Here is a 17,123-nt window from a genome sequence, read left to right on the forward strand (position 1 = left end):
GCATGGCCTTGGGATAATCGCATAAATGAATGCGAAGACCCGGGTGGTTGTTGGTTTGAGCGGCGGCGTCGATTCCGCGGTGACGGCGCACCTGCTCAAGGCCCAGGGCCATGAAGTGATCGGCATCTTCATGAAGAACTGGGAGGACGACGACGACAGCGAATACTGCTCGTCGAACGTCGACTTCGTCGATGCCGCCGCGGTCGCCGACGTGCTGGGCATCGAGATCGAGCACGTCAACTTCGCCGCCGACTACAAGGAGCGGGTGTTCGCCGAATTCCTGCGCGAATACCAGTCCGGCCGCACGCCCAACCCCGACGTGCTGTGCAACGCCGAGATCAAGTTCAAGGCCTTCCTGGACCACGCGATGCGGCTGGGCGCGGAGAAGATCGCCACCGGCCACTACGCGCGGGTGCGCGAGCGGCACACGGCAAGCGCCGGCCAAGCGGGGCGCTTCGAGCTGCTCAAGGGCCTGGACGAGACCAAGGACCAGAGCTACTTCCTGCACCGGCTGAACCAGGCCCAGCTGTCCAAGACGCTGTTCCCGGTCGGCGAGCTGCGCAAGACCGAGGTGCGGCGGATCGCGCAGGAGCTGCGCCTGCCGAACGCGAAGAAGAAGGACTCGACCGGCATCTGCTTCATCGGCGAGCGGCCGTTCCGCGAATTCCTCAACCGCTACATCTCGCGCGAGCCCGGCCCGATCAAGGACGAGCGCGGCCGCACGCTGGGCCAGCACCAGGGCCTGAGCTTCTACACGCTGGGCCAGCGCCAGGGGCTGGGCATCGGCGGCGTGAAGGACAAGGGCGCGCAGCGCGGCGGCGGCGCCCACGCGCCGTGGTTCGTGGCGCGCAAGGACATGGAAAAGAACACGCTGTACGTGGTGCAGGGCCACGGGCATCCCTGGCTGCAGTCCCTGGCGCTGGATGCGGACGACGCGAGCTGGGTGGCGGGCCACGCGCCGGCCGCCGGCAGCTATGCGGCCAAGACGCGGTACCGGCAATCGGACGCGCCCTGTACCCTGCCGGCCGCGGCCAACGGTGAATTCCACCTGGATTTCGCCGCGCCGCAATGGGCGGTGACGCCCGGCCAGTCCGCCGTGCTGTATGACGGCGAGGTCTGCCTGGGCGGCGGCGTGATCAGCGCCAGGGGCTGACCACGCCCGGGCTCACGAGGTGCGGCGGGCGAGCGTCAGCACCGGCTTGAGAATGTATTTGCCGCCATTGCCGTTGCCGCTGCCGCCGGTGGTGACGATCGACTTGCAGGCATCGAAGTCGGCCCTGCGATGGCGCGGCTGGCAGGCCGCGCCTGGCTCAGAAGGGGATGTCGTCGTCCATGTCGTCGAAGCCCGACGACGGTTTCTGCGCGGGCGCCGGACGCTGGGCCGCCGGGGCCGGGGCCCGCTGCTGCTGCGGCGCCGGCGCGCGGCGCGGCGCGCCGCCGCCGTCTTCGTCGCCGCCGGACGGGCCGCCCATGCCTTCGCGGCCGCCGAGCAGCTGCAGTTCGGTGGCGATGATGTCCACCGTGTTCTTCTCGACGCCGTCCTGGCCGGTGTACTTGCCGTACTTCAGCCGGCCCTCGACGTAGATCGGACGGCCCTTCTTGACGTATTCGCCGGCGATCTCGGCCAGCCGGTCATAGAAGGTGATGCGGTGCCACTGCGTGTCCTCGATGGTCTCGCCGCTGGTCTTGTCCTTGCGCTTGCTGGAGGTGGCCAGCGTGACGTTGGCCACGGCGGCGCCCGAAGGCAGGTAGCGGATCTCGGGGTCGCGGCCGCAGTTGCCGACGAGGATGACTTTGTTGACGGATGCCATGGGAGGGTTCTCCTGATATGGATGGATTATGTCGCCTGGGCCTCGCTGGCCAGCGCCTCGTCGGCCGACTTCAGCGCCCGCGGCGCCCGCATCGGCCACGCCACCACCAGCCACAGCAGCATCAAGCCGGCGCAGACCGCGAACAGCCCTGCCGGTCCAACGTGCTTGGCCAGCCAGCCGCCGACCGCGCCGCCGGCAAAGAAGCCCACAGACTGGAGGGTGTTGTACACGCCCAGGGCCGCGCCCCGCGCGTGCGGCGGCGCGATCCGCGAGGCCATGCTGGGCTGGCTGGCTTCCAGCACGTTGAAGCCGCAGAAGAACAGGAACAGCAGCGCCGCCAGTGCCGCCACGCTCGGCTGGCGCGCCACCAGCAGCAGGCCGACCTGCACCAGGCCCACCAGGCCGACCGCTGCCAGGAACACCGCCCGCAGGTAGCCGCGCCGCTCCAGCGGAAACAGCGTGAAGCCCATCACCAGGAACGACGCCAGCACCGCCGGCAGGTAGACATGCCAGTGGACCTCGCGCGGCAGGCCCGCCTGCACCAGCAGCGCCGGGATCGCCACCCACATCGCCAGCTGCACCGCGTGCAGGATGAACACGCCGATGTCCAGCCGCAGCAGGCCGGAGTGGCTCAGCACCTCCCTGATCCGGCCGCGCGGCACGTTCTTGTGCTGCAGCGGCTCGGGCGGCGTCCACCACAGGACCACCGCGATGCAGGCCAGCGCCAGCGCGCCGGTGACGGCAAACAGGCCCGACAGGCCGATGTGCGCCACCAGCAGCGGCGCCGCCACCAGCGACAGCGCGAACATCAGGCCGATGCTGGCCCCGACCATGGCCATCGCCTTGGTGCGCATCTCGTCGCGGGTCTGGTCGGCCAGCAGCGCCGTCACGGCGGCGGACACCGCCCCCGCGCCCTGCAGCGCACGCCCCATGATCAGCCCGCCCAGGCTGTCGGCTGCCGCCGCCAGGAAGCTGCCGGCGGCGAACACCAGCAAGCCGATGATGATGGTCCGCTTGCGCCCGAAGCGGTCCGAGGCGATGCCGAACGGGATCTGCAGCACGCCCTGCGTCAGGCCGTAGATGCCCATCGCCAGCCCGATCCGGGCCGGGTCGTCGCCGCCGGGATAGCGCGCCGCCTCCAGCGCGAACACCGGCAGCACCAGGAACAGGCCCAGCATGCGGGCGGCGAAGACCGCGGCCAGCGAGCTGCTGGCGCGGCGCTCGGTGGCCGTCATGCGGGCGGAGGCGGTGGGTCGGGGATTTGGGTTCACAGGAAAAAACAGCAGCAATCGTGCCTGCCGGATTGAAAAACCCGGCCCGGCCCCCATTGTCCTGTATCGGCCGCGCCCTTGCGCCGGGTCCGGCATGCCGGTCTATCATGTCGGGTTTCCCCCAGAGCAGCCTCGTTGAACTCTTCCGCAGACGGCAAATTCCTCGATGAACGCGGCGACGGCGCCTATCTCGCCGCGGCAGTCCAGCGCCGCATCGCGATTCGCGGCGCGCGCACCCACAACCTCAAGAACGTCGACCTCGACATCCCGCGCAACCAGCTGGTGGTGATCACCGGGCTGTCGGGCTCGGGCAAGTCATCGCTGGCCTTCGACACGCTGTACGCGGAGGGCCAGCGCCGCTACGTCGAGAGCCTCTCGACCTATGCCCGCCAGTTCCTGCAGCTGATGGACAAGCCGGATGTGGACCTGATCGAGGGCCTGTCGCCGGCGATCTCGATCGAGCAGAAGGCCACCAGCCACAACCCGCGCTCCACCGTCGGCACCGTCACCGAGATCCACGACTACCTGCGGCTGCTGTATGCGCGGGCCGGCACGCCCTACTGCCCCACCCACGACGTGCCGCTGCAGTCGCAGACCGTGTCGCAGATGGTGGACGCGGTGCTGGCGCTGCCGGAGGACACCAAGCTGATGATCCTGGCGCCGGTGGCGCGCGACCGCAAGGGCGAGTTCCACGACGTCTTCGCCGAGATGCAGGCCCGCGGCTACGTGCGCTTCCGCGTCAACGGCCAGGCCTTCGAGTTCGACGAACTGCCCAAGCTGAAGAAGACCGAGAAGCACGACATCGACGTGGTGATCGACCGCGTGAAGGTTCGCCGTCCACCCGTTCGCCCTGAGCCTGCCCTTCGACAAGCTCAGGACGATCGGGATACCACGGCTTCGACAAGCTCAGCCCGAACGGACTTCGACAACCTCAAACAGCGCCTGGCCGAAAGCTTCGAGGCGGCGCTGCGGCTGGCCGACGGCCGCGCCATCGCGCTGGAGATGGACGGCGGCGCGCAGCACCTGTTCAACGCCAAGTTCGCCTGCCCGATCTGCAACTATTCGATCAGCGAACTCGAGCCGAGGCTGTTCTCCTTCAACTCGCCGGTGGGCGCCTGCCCCACCTGCGACGGCCTGGGCCACATGGAGTTCTTCGACCCGGCGCGGGTCGTGGCCTTCCCGACGCTCAGCCTGGCCAGCGGCGCGATCAAGGGCTGGGACCGGCGCAACGCCTACTACTTCAGCCTGCTGGAAAGCCTGGGCAAGCACTACAAGTTCGACGTCGACGCGCCGTTCGAGGACCTGCCGGCGCCGGTGCAGGAAGCCATCCTGCGCGGCACCGGCGAAGAGGAGGTGCGCTTCAGCTACACCATGGAATCGGGCGCCTCGTCCGGGCGCAAGGTGAGCAAGAAGCACCCGTTCGAGGGCATCCTGCCGAACATGGAGCGGCGCTTCCGCGAGACCGATTCGGTGGCGGTGCGCGAGGAGCTCTCGCGCTACCGCAGCATGCAGGCCTGCCGCGACTGCAACGGCACGCGGCTGCGCAGCGAGGCGCGCCACGTCAAGCTCGGGGAAGGCGCCCAGGCCCGTGCCATCTACGAGGTCAGCCACCTGACGCTGCGCGAGTGCTATGAGTACTTCAACGGCCTGAAGCTGCACGGCTCCAAGGCCGAGATCGCCGACAAGGTGATCCGCGAGATCGGTCTGCGGCTGCGCTTCCTCAACGACGTCGGCCTCAATTACCTGAGCCTGGACCGCAGCGCCGAGACGCTGTCGGGCGGGGAAGCGCAGCGGATCCGGCTGGCATCCCAGATCGGCTCCGGCCTGACCGGCGTGATGTACGTGCTGGACGAACCCAGCATCGGCCTGCACCAGCGCGACAACGACCGGCTGATCGCCACCCTGCGCCACCTGCGCGACATCGGCAACAGCGTGATCGTGGTGGAACACGACGAGGACATGATCCGCGCCGCCGACCACGTGATCGACATGGGGCCGGGCGCCGGCATCCATGGCGGCCGGGTGATGGCGCAGGGCACCTTCGAGGAAGTGAAAGCGACGCCGCAATCGCTCACCGGCCAGTACCTGTCGGGCGCCAGGTCGATCGCGGTGCCGCAGCGCCGCACGGCCTGGCTGCCGGTGGTGCACAAGCCGGCCTACGCGCCGAAGCCGGGCTCGCGCTTTGCGCCCAGCGATGCCGCCAAGCGGCGCGCGGCGCGCGAGGCCGAGCACCTGGCCACGCAGGGCGAGCTGCAGGAGATCCGCGTGCTCGGCGCCACCGGCAACAACCTCAAGGACGTCAGCGTGGCGTTCCCGGTCGGCCTGCTCACCTGCGTGACGGGCGTTTCCGGTTCCGGCAAGTCGACGCTGGTCAACGACACGCTCTACGCCGCCGTCGCCCGCACGCTGTACCGCGCCCACGAGGAGCCGGCGGAGCACGAAGCGATCGAAGGCATCGAGCACTTCGACAAGGTGATCAACGTCGACCAGTCGCCGATCGGCCGCACGCCGCGCAGCAACCCGGCCACCTACACCGGCCTGTTCACGCCGATCCGCGAGCTGATGGCCGAAGTGCCGATGGCGCGCGAGCGCGGCTACGGGCCGGGCCGCTTCAGCTTCAACGTCGCCGGCGGCCGCTGCGAGGCCTGCCAGGGCGACGGCGTGGTGAAGGTGGAGATGCACTTCCTGCCCGACGTCTACGTGCCGTGCGACGTCTGCAAGGGCCAGCGCTACAACCGCGAGACGCTGGAAGTGCAGTGGAAGGGCCGCAACATCGCGCAGGTCCTGGACATGACGGTGGAGGACGCGTTCGAGTTCCTCAAGGCCGTGCCGACCATCGCCCGCAAGCTGCAGACGCTGCTGGACGTGGGCCTGAGCTACATCAAGCTTGGGCAGGCGGCGACCACGCTGTCGGGCGGCGAGGCGCAGCGGGTCAAGCTGGCGCTGGAACTGTCCAAGCGCGACACCGGCCGCACGCTCTACATCCTGGACGAGCCGACCACCGGCCTGCATTTCGCCGACATCGACCTGCTGCTGAAGGTGCTGCACCAGCTGCGCGACGCCGGCAACACCATCGTGGTGATCGAGCACAACCTGGACGTGATCAAGACCGCCGACTGGCTGATCGACATGGGGCCCGAGGGCGGCGCCGGCGGCGGCCAGGTGGTGGGCGTCGGCACCCCGGAGGACCTCGCGGCCAATCCCGCCAGCCACACCGGCAAGTACCTGCAGCGGCTGCTGTAGCCGCGACTTGCGCCAGAATCCGGCGATGGATTCCACCGACATCGAAACGATCGAACGCGCCACCGTGCAGGCGGTGTCGCCGCAGGCGCAAACCGAGATTGCGGGCTGGGTGCTGCCCTTCGACGACGGCACCGTGGGCCGCGCCCGCAGCGCCGTGCCCCTGTCCCACGCGCCGCCGGCGGTGGCGGTGCTGCCGCAGATCGAGGCGGCCTACGCGCAGCGGAACCTGCCAGTGGACCTGCGCGTGCCGGTGCTGGCGGCCTTCGAGCCGTTCCGCTCGGCGCTGGCGGCCCGCGGCTACCGCGAGCACACGCTGACCGAGGTGCACACGGCCGACGTGGCGAGCGTGCGGGCGGTGTCCGATGGCGATCCGGCCGAACTGCTGGCCACGCCCGGACCGGACTGGGCCTCGATCTTCCTGGGGCCCGGCTTCGACCCGGTCGACGGCGCCAGCCGCGTGAGCAAGCTGGGGCAGGCCGCCGGCTCGCTGTTCGCCCTCGTGCGGGAAGACGGGCGGCCGGCGGCGGCGGGCGCGGCTGCCTTCAGCCACGGGTGGGCCAGCGTGCACGGGATGCGCACCGCGCAGGACAGGCGCGGCCGCGGGCTGGCCGGCCGGGTGCTGGCCACGCTGGCCGGCGCGGCCACCGACCGCGGCTACCGGAAGGTGTTCCTGCAGGTCGCCGCCGAGAACGCGGCGGCCAGATCGCTCTACCGGCGTGCCGGTTTTGCGCCGGCGTGGCGCTACTCGTACTGGCGGCTCGGGCAATAATCCCGCATTCCGGGCTGTCGCCGTCGGGAACCACCATGTCCTCCATCACCCTGCGCTTCCTGGCCCAGCCCGACACCGTCAACTTCGGCGGCAAGGTCCATGGCGGCACCGTCATGAAGTGGATCGACGAGGCCGGCTACGCCTGCGCCACCGCCTGGGCCAAGCGCTACTGCGTCACGGTCTATGTCGACGGCATCCGCTTCCTCCGCCCGATCCGGATCGGCGAACTGGTGGAGGTCCAGGCCCGGCTGGCCTTCACCGGCAACAGCAGCATGAACATCTCGGTGGAGGTGAGCAGCGGCGACATCCGGACCGGCGCGATGGAAACGACCACCGAATGCGTGATCGTGTTCGTCGCGCTCGACGACGACGGCAAGCCGGTGCCGGTGGACAGCTGGAATCCGGAAACGCCGGGCGAGGTGGCGCTGGCCAGCCGGGTGCGTGCGCAGATCGAGGCCTCGCGAGCCCACCGCCATTGAACGCCGCCCCCGCCGGCCTGTCGGGACGCGAGCTGGCCGCCGCGCTGCTGATCGTCGTCATCTGGGGCGTCAACTTCGTGGCAATGAAGTTCGGGCTGCGCGACTTCACGCCGTTCCAGCTCGGGGCCGCCCGCTACGTGGTGGCGGCGCTGCCGCTGGTGCTGCTGGTGCGACCGCCGCGGCTGCACTGGAAGTGGGTGCTGCTGTACGGCCTGTTCCAGGGCGTCGGCCAGTTCGGGTTCCTGTTCTGGGCGCTGCAGGTCGGCATGACGGCGTCGCTGGCCTCGGTGCTGATGCAGACCCAGGTGTTCTTCACCGCGCTGTTCGGTTTCGTGCTGCTGCGCGAGCGGGCCAGCCGGCCGCTGCAGGCCGGCCTGGTGCTGGCCGCGCTGGGCCTGGCCTGCTTCGCGATGAACTACGTGGGGCCGGGCGCGAGCCGGGCAACCACCGCGCTGGGCTTCGTGCTGAACCTGTGTTCCGCCGCCATGTGGGCGGCATCGAACATCGTCGCGCGCAAGGCGCAGCAGGCCAGTGCCGGCTTCGATCCGCTGGCCTTCGTGATCTGGTCCAGCGTGGTGCCGATCGTTCCCTTCGTGCTGCTGTCGCTCTGGCTGGATCCCGTGCCCAGCCGCTGGCGCTGGACCGCGGCGCCCTGGAGCAGCTGGCTGGCGGTGGCCTTCCTGGGCTGGATCGCAACCGTCGCGGCGTACGGCATGTGGACCGGCCTGCTCAAGCGCCATCCGGCCAACCGCGTCGCCCCGTTCAGCCTGGGCGTGCCGGTGGTCGGCCTCACGGCCGGCATGCTGGTGCTGGGCGAATCGGTGTCGCCATGGCAATGGGGCGGGATCGTGCTGGTGGTGGCGGCGCTGGCCTGCGTGCTGCTGGGCCCGCGCTTTGCCAAGCCGGTGGCGTCGAGCTGAGAGTGCCAGCCGCGTCGCGCCTGCGTCAGCGGCTCGACCATTTCGCTTAAGCAGGCGCCTTACCGTTACAGAGTGTTTAGCCTAACTTCAAAATGTAAACGCATGGTCTGATCGCTCCATGCCCGGTCGTTGTCCGCCGGGCGGAGAGCACCTCCCATGAGCAGCGTTTTCAACTCTTCCTTCGTCAACACCCGCGCTCCGGCGTCCATTCGGCGCGCCCGCAGGCCACAGCCCAGGCTGCTGGCGGCCCTCGCCGGCTGGCTCGGCATGGGCCGCGAACCACACGCTCGGGCACCGATCCCGGTGAAGGGCAAGAACTGGGAGCAGCACAAGCAGGCGATGCTCAGCGCCGGCGACAAGCTGCTGGCGCGCGCGCGCAGCGCGGGCGAGCCGCTCAGCCTGGCGGTGTTCGACCTGAACGACCTGCCGGAACTGGAAAGCGTGTTCGGCGCGGCGATCGCCCGCGAGGTGACGACGCAGGTGGTGTTCAAGCTGCAGGCGATGGCCGGCAGCAGGGGGGTGGTGATCCGCACCGATGCAACCGTGTTCAGCGTGCTGATGCCCGCCTGCGGCCGCGACCGCGCGCACAAGGCGATCGAGCGGAGCATGGGCAGCCCGTGCTGCATCGAGCTGGACGCCGAGGCCCACGAGCTGGTGCTGGTGCCCGACTTCAAGGTGCAGACGATGCGGCCGGATTCGCCGACGCTGGCCGAGGTCTATGCCGAGCTGCTGCGCGACATCGCGGGGGCGCAGCACCTGGAACGCCGGCGCCAGCGCTACCTGCAGCGCGAGCGCGAATCGCACACCCGGCCGGCCGACCTGCAGGACCATGGCGACCACCCGCGGCCGACGCCGCTGCGCCAGCCGGCCTTCCGGCCCGTCGACCCGACCATCCCGATGCCGATGCAGATCAAGCGCTGAAGCCGCTCAGGGCTTGGCGGCTTCGAGCAGGTCGCGGGTGCGCAGCGCCTCGCGCCGGGCCGCTTCGGCGAAGTCGTCGCCGCCCGACGCATAGAGGATGGAGCGAGAGGAATTGACCACGATCGGCGCATCGGCGCGCCATCCTGCCTTCACGGTGGCGACCGCGTCGCCGCCCTGGGCCCCGACCCCGGGAATCAGCAGGGGCAGCGTCGGCGCCACCCGGCGCACCCGCTCGATCTCGGCCGGATAGGTCGCCCCCACCACCAGCCCGAGCTGGCCGTTGAGGTTCCACGGCCCCTGCGCCAGCCGCGCCACATGCTCGTACAAGAGCGGCTGTCCGTCCACCGAGGCCAGCCGCTGGTTCTGCAGGTCGTCGCCGCCCGGGTTGGACGTGCGGCACAGCAGGAAGGCGCCCTTGTCGTGGAACTTCAGATAGGGCTGCACCGAATCGAAGCCCATGAACGGCGACAGCGTCACCGCGTCGGCGCCGTAGCGTTCGAAGGCCTCGCGCGCGTACTGCTGCGCGGTGGAGCCGATGTCGCCGCGCTTGGCGTCCAGGATCACCGGCACCTGGGGCGCGTTGCGCCGCATGTGCTCCATCAGCCGTTCCAGCTGGTCTTCGGCGCGATGCGAGGCGAAGTAGGCGATCTGCGGCTTGAACGCGATCACCAGGTCCGCGGTGGCGTCCACGATGCGCGCGCAGAAATCGTAGATGCGGCCGGCGTCGCCCTTGAGCGCACCGGGAAAGCGCGACGGCTCCGGGTCCAGGCCGATGCAGAGCATCGAGCCATTGCTGCGGCCGGCGCTGCGCAGGCGGTCGAGGAAGGTCATGGACTGGGATTGTAAGGATGCACGCACGGCGACAATCGCCGCATGTACAAGCTCACTCCTCGCCAGCTGCTCACCCTGGTGCTGCTCACGCTCATCTGGGGCCTGAACTGGCCGGTGATGAAACTGGGGGTCACCGGCTTCCCGCCGCTGACCTTCCGCACCCTGTCGATGCTGATCGGGCTGCCGCTGCTGGGCGCCGTGCTGATCGCGCTGAAGCTGCCCTTTCGCATCGCGCGGCGGCACTGGCCGCAGCTGCTGGTGCTCACCGCGACCAACATGCTGGTCTGGCACGTCTGCATCATCCTGGCGCTGAAGAACCTGTCCAGCGGCCGCGCCGCCATCCTGGGCTACACCATGCCGGTGTTCTCGGCGCTGATCGGCGCCTGGCTGTTTTCGGCGCGGCTGTCGGCCCGCGGCTGGATGGGCGTGGGCGCCGCCGCGGTCGGCGTCGGCCTGCTGCTCTGGCACGAACTCACCGCGCTGGCCGGCCGGCCGGTGTTCGTGCTGCTGGCATTGTTCGCCGCCGCCGCATGGGCGCTGGGCACCCAGCTGCTGCGCCGCAGCAGGATGGAGGTCGCGACGCTGACGCTGTCGTTCTGGATGACGGCGATCACCACGGTGGTGATGAGCGTGCTGGCGGTCACCTTCGAGCGGGCGCAGTGGAGGCTGCCACCGGCGCCGACCGGCTGGGCGATCTTGTTCAACGGCGTGATGATCTTCGGCTATGCGCAGCCGGCCTGGTTCTTCCTGGCACGCTCGCTGCCGCCGCTGGCCTCGACGCTGTCGGTGATGCTGATCCCGGTGCTGGGCGTGTTCAGCGGCGCGCTCTGGCTGCACGAGGTGCTGCACTGGCAGGACTACACCGCGGTGCTGCTGATGATGGTGGCGATCGCATCGGTGCTGTGGCCGGCGCGCCAGCGCCGCGCAGTGCCGGCCTGAGCGTCAGTGCTTGGCCCGCTCGTACAGCGGCATCACGCGCGGCAGGTTGCGCTGCAGTTCGGCGATCCGCGTCGCGCTCGACGGGTGGGTGGAGATCCACTGCGGCGGCGAGCCCTTGCTGGCCTGGCTCATCTTGGTCCACAGCGTGATCGCCGCGCGCGGGTCGTAGCCGGCGCGCGCCGCGATCTCCATGCCGACCAGGTCGGCCTCGGATTCGTCGGAGCGGCTGAACTTGAGCGTCATCAGCTGCGCGCCGATGCCGGTCATGGCCTGGCCGACCTGGCCCAGCCCCAGCACCTGCACCAGCACGTTGGCGCCGACATTGGTGAGTTCGCCCTTGGCCATGCGCTCGCGCGCATGTTCGCGCAGCGCGTGCGCCATCTCGTGGCCCATCACCATCGCCACCTCGTCGTCGGTGAGCTTGAGTTGATCGAGGATGCCGGAGAAGAACACGATCTTGCCGCCCGGCATGCAGAAGGCATTGACCTGGTTGGAGCCGATCAGGTTGACCTCCCACTTCCACTGGGCGGCACGCGGGTTCCATTGCGGAGCCTGCGCGATCAGCCGCGTCGCCACCGCGCGGATGCGCTGCAGCTGCGGGTGATCGGGCTGGGCCAGCGCGCGCTTGTCCGCAGCCTGCGCCAGCAGGTCGCGGTATTGCTGCGCGGCAGCGTTCTCGACTTCGGCGGCCGGCACCAGCGCCGACAGCCTGGACGCCTTGCCGACGGCCACGCCTTCGGCCGGCTGCGCCTTCGCGAACGCGCCGCTGGCGGGCAACGCCACCAGCGCCAGGCCAAGCGCGAGGGCGCGCCAGAAGCCGGCCGCAGCGGCAATCGAATCGGTCATCGTCGTCTCCACGGGCCTGCGCCCACACATCCGACTTATTATTCCGGCATGCATCAACTCCTGCCTGTCAGCCAAGAGCCCAAGCGGTCGTGGGGCGCTGCGCTATGAGCGCCGCCGCGCCGGCCGCCCGCCGCAAACGATCGGCGATGGAGGTCCTGCGCGAACTGCGGCAGCCCAAGGTGGCAGTGATGCTGGCGCTGGGCTTCTCCTCGGGATTGCCGTTCCTGCTCACCGCCAATACCTTCGGCTACTGGCTGCGCGACGACGGCACCAGCCTGGTCGCCATCGGCTTCATCTCGTGGGTGGGCTTTGCCTACGCCTTCAAGGTGTACTGGTCGCCGCTGGTGGACCGGCTGGACCTGCCGCTGCTGGGGCGCCTGGGCCGGCGCCGCGGCTGGATGCTGCTTTGCCAGCTGCTGGTGGCGGTCGGCCTGCTGGGGATGGCCGCGGTCGGTACGGCCGGCGGACTGGCGGCCATCGGCGCCTTCGCCCTGCTCACCGCGTTCGCGTCGGCCACGCAGGACATCGCGATCGACGCCTGGCGCATCGAGTCCGCCAACGACCCCGACGAGGTGGGGCTGATGACGTCGGCAGCGCAGGTGGGCTACCGCAGCGCCCTGCTGGTCACGGACGCCCTCATCATCGCGGCGGCGGCCCGGGTGGGCTGGCCGCTCTCCTACGTCGGCATGGCGGTGCTGATCGCGCTGTGCATGGTGGCGACGCTGTGCGCCTCGGAGCCGGTGCGGGCCGACATCGCCCTGCAGCACAAGCCGCCGCTGTGGACCCTGCGCGGCCTGGGCGATGCGGTGATCGGCCCCTTCGTCGATTTCTTCGCCAAGCACAGGCAGGCCGGGCTGGTGATGCTGCTGATGGTGGCGCTGTACCGGCTGCCCGATTTCGTGATGGGGCCGATGTACAACCCGTTCTATCACGACCTGGGCATCGCCAAGGACACCGTGGCCTGGGTGCGCGGCTCGTTCGGGCTGGTCGCCACCTTCGCCGGCATCGCCGCGGCGGGCATCAGCGCGGTGCGGCTCGGGCTGCTGCCCACGCTGATCGCAGGGCTGGTGCTGGAAGGCTTCGGCACCGCCGCCTTCGCGCTGCTCACCGCCCACCCGGACGCTTCGCTGTTCGCCGCGGTGATGACGGCCGACTCCTTCGCACAGGCCTTCGCCGGCGTGGCGCTGGTGACGTACATGTCCAGCCTGACCAGCCTGGGCTACACCGCCACCCAGTACGCGATGCTGTCGTCCACCTATGCGCTGCTGGGCAAGTTCCTCAAGGGCTTCTCCGGCATCGCGGTGGAAACGCTCACGCCCACCTATGGCCTGCTGGGCGCGTACGCCACGGCCTTCATCGCCACCGGGCTCACCGCCATCCCGCCGATGCTGTTGCTGGTGCTGCTGTACCGGATGCAACGCGCCGGCAGCCGCGTGCCGGCGGCGACCTGAACTTCAGGCCGGGTCCGGCTCGCCGGCCAGGCTGGCGAGCGCCTGCCGCTGCAGCTTGCCCAGCGCCGTCTTCGGCAGGGCCGCGACGAAGAACACCCGGCGCGGGCACTTGAAGCGGGCCAGCCGGCCGTCCAGGTGCTGCGCGAGCGCGCCGGGCGCGAGCTGCGCATCGGCGCGCAACACGATCGCCACCGCAACCGCTTCTCCCCAGCGCGGATCGGGCAGGCCGAAGGCGGCGCATTCGGCCACCGCCGGATGCTGCGCCACCGCGGCCTCGACCTCCAGCGGATGGATGTTCTCGCCGCCGGAAATGATCAGGTCCTTGGAACGGCCGATCACCGTGTAGCTGCCGTCCTCCGCGCGCGTGGCGAGGTCGCCGGTGTGGAACCAGCCGTCGTCGTCGCAGGCCGGCTGGTCCGGCCAGTAGCGCGCCACCACGTTGGGGCCGCGCAGCAGCACTTCGCCGCAGCCCTGCTGGACGCCGGCCAGCATCGCCTCCACGCCGGGCGCCGGCCAGCCGCAGCTGCCCGCATGGCTGCGCGCCGCGGCCGGCGGCAGCGCGATCGAGAACGGGCCGGTCTCGGTGGATCCATAGACGTTGCACAGGGCGACGCCGCGGTCGAGGAAGGCCTGCACCAGCGGTGCCGGCAGCACGCTGGAGCCGGCCCAGACCGCGCGCAGGCAGGACAGGTCGGCCTCCGGCCAGCGCGGATGGTCCACCAGCGCCTTCATCGTGGCCGGCACCTGCAGCGTCAGCGTGGGCCGCTGCTGCGCCAGCGCGTCCAGCGTGGCGTCCGCACTGAAGCGCGGCTGCAGGCTGACGCCGGCGCCGGCGTACAGCGCCGGCAGGGTCTGGATGCACAGGCCGCCGACGTGGAACAGCGGCAGCACCGTCAGCACCAGGTCGCCGTCGGTGATCTGCTGCACCTGCGCGGCGATCCGCATGTTGGCCAGCAGGTTGGCCTGGGTGTGGACGGCCGCGCGTGGCTGGCCGGTGGTGCCAGAGGTGTAGACCAGCAGTGCATCCGTGCCGGGCGCGCCGATCCGCGGCGCCGCATGGGCCGTCTCCTGGTCCAGCGCATCGAGCGGATGCACCGCCAGCGCGCAGCGCGCGCCCAGCTGCTGCGCCTGCGCCGCCCACTCGGGCCCGTGCACCAGATGCGTGGGACGGCAATCGCGCAGCTGCCCTTCCCATTCCGCGGGCGCCAGCCGCACGTTCAGCGGCAGCAGCATGGCGCCGATGCGCGCCAGCGCGAACAGCAGCACCAGCTGGCCGGGATGGTTCAGCCCCAGCCAGGCGACGCGTTCGCCGGTGCGCACGCCCCAGTCGTGCCACAGCAGCGCCGCCACCCGCGCGCTGCGCGCGGCCAGCTGCGCATGGCTGATGTCCTGGCCCTGGAAGCGCAAGGCCAGTGCGTCCGGCCGGGCGTGGGCATGCTGCTCGGGCACTTGCCAGAAGTTCATTTACCTAACTTTACCGCCGCGACAAGCCCACTTGCCGGCGGCTGCCGAAGATGGGTGCTTTCCCGCATTGCCCCTTACCATCCGGATATGCAGCAACTCCTCATGATCGAAGACGACGCCCGCCTTGCGCAGATGGTGGGCGAGTACCTCGAGCGCTCCGGCTTCACCGTCACGCACGCGCTGGACGCGAAGGCCGGCATGGCGCTGCTGCAGGACCCGCAGGGCGGCGTGCCGGTGGACCTGCTGGTCCTGGACCTGATGCTGCCCGACATGGACGGCCTGGAAGTGTGCCGGCGGGTGCGCGCGATGCCGGGCGAGGTCGGCAAGGTGCCGGTGCTGATGCTCACCGCCAAGGGCGACCCGATGGACCGCATCGTCGGCCTCGAGCTGGGCGCCGACGACTACCTGCCCAAGCCGTTCGAGCCGCGCGAGCTGCTGGCGCGCATCCGCGCCATCCTGCGCCGGCGCAGCGACGGCGCGGCCCCGGCCGCCAAGCTGCTGCGCTTCGGCTCGCTGGAGATCGACCGCGACGCGCGCACCGTCACCGTCGCGGGCCAGCCGGCCGAACTCACCTCCTACCAGTTCGACCTGCTGATCGCGCTGGCCGAGCGCGCCGGCCGGGTGCTCACGCGCGACCAGATCATGGAGGCGGTGCGCGGCCGCGAGCTGGAGGCCTTCGACCGCTCGATCGACGTCCACATGGGCCGCATCCGCGCCGCCATCGAGGTGGACGCGAAGAACCCCAAGCGGATCCTCACCGTGCGCGGCGTCGGCTACGTGTTCGCCAAGCAGCAGGACTGAAAGATGGCCCCCACGCTTGTCACTTCGTGTCCTGCGCCGGACGTGCCGCCGCCGGAAGCAGCGGCTCTTCGCCCCGTCCGAGACTGCGCAGGCAGTCTCGGAGCCGCGGGACTCAGCCCCGCGGGGGCTTCAGTGCCCTTGGGACGGCCCGGCGGGCACTGAACGTCCCTGTTCCCGAGTCCGATCTTGCGGTTCCCGATCTACCTTCGCATCTGGCTGGCCGTGGTCGTCGCCGTGGGCGTGCTCACCTTCGCCTTCGGCTGGCTGTGGCGCACCAACGCCGACCAGGCGCCGGCGCGCGAGATCTTCATCCGCAACGAGAACGGCGACCTGCTGGGGCAGACCCGGCAGCGGCCGGTGCGCGTGCCCGGCCAGGGCGTGGAGTTCCAGGTGGTGATGACCGACGGCAGCACGCTGGTGGTCCAGATCCCGCCGCGCGGCCGCCCGCAGGGCGCCGGCCCGCCGGCCCGGCCGTGGTTCTGGACCCGCGGGCCGCAGGGCCTGCTGTGGACGCTGGCGATCGTGGCGCTGGCCGTTGCCGTGAGCACCTATCCCATCATCCGGCGCCTGACCAAGCGGCTGGAAGACCTGCGGCTGGGCGTGGAGCGCTGGGGCGAGGGCGACCTGAGCGTGCGGGTGAACGAGGCCGGCAACGACGAGGTCGCCTTCCTGGCGCGCCGCTTCAACCACGCGGCCGAGCGGGTGGAGACGCTGGTCAAGACCCACAAGTCGCTGCTGGCCAACGCCTCGCACGAGCTGCGCTCGCCGCTGGCGCGCATCCGCATGGGGCTGGAGCTGATGGACGGCGAATCGACCATCGGCTCGCGCAAGGAGATCTCGCGCAACATCGCCGAGCTGGACCAGCTGATCGACGAGATCCTGCTGGCCAGCCGGCTGGATGCGCGCGAGAGCGACATCGGCACCATCGAGCACGTGGACCTGACCGGCCTGGTGGCCGAGGAATGCGCCCGCGCCCGGGCCGAGATGGTGGAGGTCAACCAGGGCCGCGCCATCGTGGTGGACGGAGTGCCGCGGCTGCTGCGCCGGGCCATCCGCAACCTGCTGGAAAACGCCCGCCGCTACAGCGACGGTCCGGTGACGGTGGAAGTAGTGCGTGAGGGCTCACATGCCCTGGTGCGGGTGGGCGACCACGGACCGGGCGTGCCACCCGCCGAACGCGAGCGGATCTTCGAGCCGTTCTACCGGTTGCCCGGCGCCAGCGAACGCGCCGGCGGCGTCGGCCTGGGGCTGGCGCTGGTGCGCTCGATCGCGACCCGCCACCACGGCAGCGTCCGCTGCGAAGACCAGCCCGGCGGAGGCGCCGTGTTCGTCATCAGCCTGCCCTGTCACGACATGTAATTCCGTGTAAGAGAGTCA

At 70.3% G+C, this 17,123-nt stretch carries 15 protein-coding genes; 10 read left to right on the forward strand and 5 right to left on the reverse strand.

Annotated features, from left to right (window positions below; translation table 11 throughout):
- Positions 1–25 precede the first annotated feature (25 nt).
- On the forward strand, positions 26–1,153 hold the full coding sequence (gene mnmA / locus ACFPOE_RS02805; RefSeq protein ID WP_376848468.1) for a tRNA 2-thiouridine(34) synthase MnmA: 1,128 nt from the start codon (positions 26–28) through the stop codon (positions 1,151–1,153).
- A 157-nt stretch (positions 1,154–1,310) separates the two neighbouring features.
- On the opposite strand, the gene ssb is transcribed toward mnmA, so the two are convergent.
- Together ssb and ACFPOE_RS02815 are read right to left on the reverse strand one after the other, a co-directional pair.
- The gene (ssb, locus tag ACFPOE_RS02810) at positions 1,311–1,811 is read right to left on the reverse strand and encodes a single-stranded DNA-binding protein (protein ID WP_376848469.1); all 501 of its coding nucleotides are present in this window, start codon (positions 1,809–1,811) and stop codon (positions 1,311–1,313) included.
- 26 nt (positions 1,812–1,837) lie between these two features.
- Positions 1,838–3,046 carry an MFS transporter gene (locus ACFPOE_RS02815; RefSeq protein WP_376848470.1) on the reverse strand — a complete coding sequence of 403 codons (1,209 nt, stop codon included), beginning with the start codon at positions 3,044–3,046 and terminating at the stop codon, positions 1,838–1,840.
- A gap of 171 nt (positions 3,047–3,217) precedes the next feature.
- Between ACFPOE_RS02815 and uvrA the strand changes: the two genes are divergently transcribed.
- From uvrA to ACFPOE_RS02840, 5 genes are all read left to right on the forward strand, one after another.
- On the forward strand, positions 3,218–6,325 hold the full coding sequence (gene uvrA / locus ACFPOE_RS02820) for an excinuclease ABC subunit UvrA (protein ID WP_376848471.1): 3,108 nt from the start codon (positions 3,218–3,220) through the stop codon (positions 6,323–6,325).
- Between the two features lie 25 nt (positions 6,326–6,350).
- The gene (locus ACFPOE_RS02825) at positions 6,351–7,094 is read left to right on the forward strand and encodes a GNAT family N-acetyltransferase (protein ID WP_376848472.1); all 744 of its coding nucleotides are present in this window, start codon (positions 6,351–6,353) and stop codon (positions 7,092–7,094) included.
- A 35-nt stretch (positions 7,095–7,129) separates the two neighbouring features.
- Positions 7,130–7,573 carry an acyl-CoA thioesterase gene (locus tag ACFPOE_RS02830; RefSeq protein ID WP_376848473.1) on the forward strand — a complete coding sequence of 148 codons (444 nt, stop codon included), beginning with the start codon at positions 7,130–7,132 and terminating at the stop codon, positions 7,571–7,573.
- Positions 7,570–8,493, forward strand: coding sequence for an EamA family transporter (locus ACFPOE_RS02835; protein WP_376848474.1), 924 nt, complete (start codon positions 7,570–7,572; stop codon positions 8,491–8,493). Before ACFPOE_RS02830 ends, ACFPOE_RS02835 begins: the two co-directional genes overlap by 4 nt.
- Positions 8,494–8,649: 156 nt before the next feature.
- Positions 8,650–9,414 (forward strand): hypothetical protein, encoded by a 765-nt coding sequence (locus ACFPOE_RS02840; protein ID WP_376848475.1) that lies wholly within the window; start codon positions 8,650–8,652, stop codon positions 9,412–9,414.
- Positions 9,415–9,420: 6 nt separating this feature from the next.
- On the opposite strand, the gene pyrF is transcribed toward ACFPOE_RS02840, so the two are convergent.
- On the reverse strand, positions 9,421–10,245 hold the full coding sequence (gene pyrF / locus ACFPOE_RS02845) for an orotidine-5'-phosphate decarboxylase (RefSeq protein WP_376848476.1): 825 nt from the start codon (positions 10,243–10,245) through the stop codon (positions 9,421–9,423).
- Between the two features lie 42 nt (positions 10,246–10,287).
- On the opposite strand from pyrF, the gene ACFPOE_RS02850 reads away from it, so the two are divergent.
- Positions 10,288–11,184: a DMT family transporter gene (locus ACFPOE_RS02850; RefSeq protein ID WP_376848477.1), complete on the forward strand. Its 897-nt coding sequence runs from the start codon at positions 10,288–10,290 to the stop codon at positions 11,182–11,184.
- Between the two features lie 3 nt (positions 11,185–11,187).
- Here the strand turns inward: ACFPOE_RS02850 and ACFPOE_RS02855 are convergent, their stop codons facing one another.
- Positions 11,188–12,030 carry a M48 family metallopeptidase gene (locus ACFPOE_RS02855; protein WP_376848478.1) on the reverse strand — a complete coding sequence of 281 codons (843 nt, stop codon included), beginning with the start codon at positions 12,028–12,030 and terminating at the stop codon, positions 11,188–11,190.
- A gap of 104 nt (positions 12,031–12,134) precedes the next feature.
- Here ACFPOE_RS02855 and ACFPOE_RS02860 point away from each other — a divergent pair, with 104 nt between their 5' ends.
- Positions 12,135–13,481: an AmpG family muropeptide MFS transporter gene (locus ACFPOE_RS02860; protein ID WP_376848479.1), complete on the forward strand. Its 1,347-nt coding sequence runs from the start codon at positions 12,135–12,137 to the stop codon at positions 13,479–13,481.
- A 3-nt stretch (positions 13,482–13,484) separates the two neighbouring features.
- Here the strand turns inward: ACFPOE_RS02860 and ACFPOE_RS02865 are convergent, their stop codons facing one another.
- Complete coding sequence (locus ACFPOE_RS02865; RefSeq protein ID WP_376848480.1) at positions 13,485–14,945, reverse strand: class I adenylate-forming enzyme family protein; 1,461 nt, start codon at positions 14,943–14,945, stop codon at positions 13,485–13,487.
- A gap of 87 nt (positions 14,946–15,032) precedes the next feature.
- Here ACFPOE_RS02865 and ACFPOE_RS02870 point away from each other — a divergent pair, with 87 nt between their 5' ends.
- Positions 15,033–15,746: a response regulator gene (locus ACFPOE_RS02870; RefSeq protein ID WP_376848481.1), complete on the forward strand. Its 714-nt coding sequence runs from the start codon at positions 15,033–15,035 to the stop codon at positions 15,744–15,746.
- 186 nt (positions 15,747–15,932) lie between these two features.
- Positions 15,933–17,105 carry an ATP-binding protein gene (locus ACFPOE_RS02875; protein WP_376848482.1) on the forward strand — a complete coding sequence of 391 codons (1,173 nt, stop codon included), beginning with the start codon at positions 15,933–15,935 and terminating at the stop codon, positions 17,103–17,105.
- Positions 17,106–17,123 lie beyond the last annotated feature (18 nt).

The sequence above is a fragment of the Caenimonas terrae genome (genome assembly GCF_042655405.1).
Classification (GTDB): domain Bacteria; phylum Pseudomonadota; class Gammaproteobacteria; order Burkholderiales; family Burkholderiaceae_C; genus Ramlibacter; species Ramlibacter terrae_A.

What these genes read in the sequence shown, in the direction of transcription:
- mnmA (WP_376848468.1), top strand. Translation starts at nt 26, where the DNA reads ATGAATGCGAAGACCCGGGTGGTTGTTGGTTTGAGCGGCGGCGTCGAT.
- ssb (WP_376848469.1), bottom strand. Translation starts at nt 1,811, where the DNA reads ATGGCATCCGTCAACAAAGTCATCCTCGTCGGCAACTGCGGCCGCGAC.
- ACFPOE_RS02815 (WP_376848470.1), bottom strand. Translation starts at nt 3,046, where the DNA reads ATGACGGCCACCGAGCGCCGCGCCAGCAGCTCGCTGGCCGCGGTCTTC.
- ACFPOE_RS02825 (WP_376848472.1), top strand. Translation starts at nt 6,351, where the DNA reads ATGGATTCCACCGACATCGAAACGATCGAACGCGCCACCGTGCAGGCG.
- ACFPOE_RS02830 (WP_376848473.1), top strand. Translation starts at nt 7,130, where the DNA reads ATGTCCTCCATCACCCTGCGCTTCCTGGCCCAGCCCGACACCGTCAAC.
- ACFPOE_RS02840 (WP_376848475.1), top strand. Translation starts at nt 8,650, where the DNA reads ATGAGCAGCGTTTTCAACTCTTCCTTCGTCAACACCCGCGCTCCGGCG.
- pyrF (WP_376848476.1), bottom strand. Translation starts at nt 10,245, where the DNA reads ATGACCTTCCTCGACCGCCTGCGCAGCGCCGGCCGCAGCAATGGCTCG.
- ACFPOE_RS02850 (WP_376848477.1), top strand. Translation starts at nt 10,288, where the DNA reads ATGTACAAGCTCACTCCTCGCCAGCTGCTCACCCTGGTGCTGCTCACG.
- ACFPOE_RS02855 (WP_376848478.1), bottom strand. Translation starts at nt 12,030, where the DNA reads ATGACCGATTCGATTGCCGCTGCGGCCGGCTTCTGGCGCGCCCTCGCG.
- ACFPOE_RS02860 (WP_376848479.1), top strand. Translation starts at nt 12,135, where the DNA reads ATGAGCGCCGCCGCGCCGGCCGCCCGCCGCAAACGATCGGCGATGGAG.
- ACFPOE_RS02865 (WP_376848480.1), bottom strand. Translation starts at nt 14,945, where the DNA reads ATGAACTTCTGGCAAGTGCCCGAGCAGCATGCCCACGCCCGGCCGGAC.
- ACFPOE_RS02870 (WP_376848481.1), top strand. Translation starts at nt 15,033, where the DNA reads ATGCAGCAACTCCTCATGATCGAAGACGACGCCCGCCTTGCGCAGATG.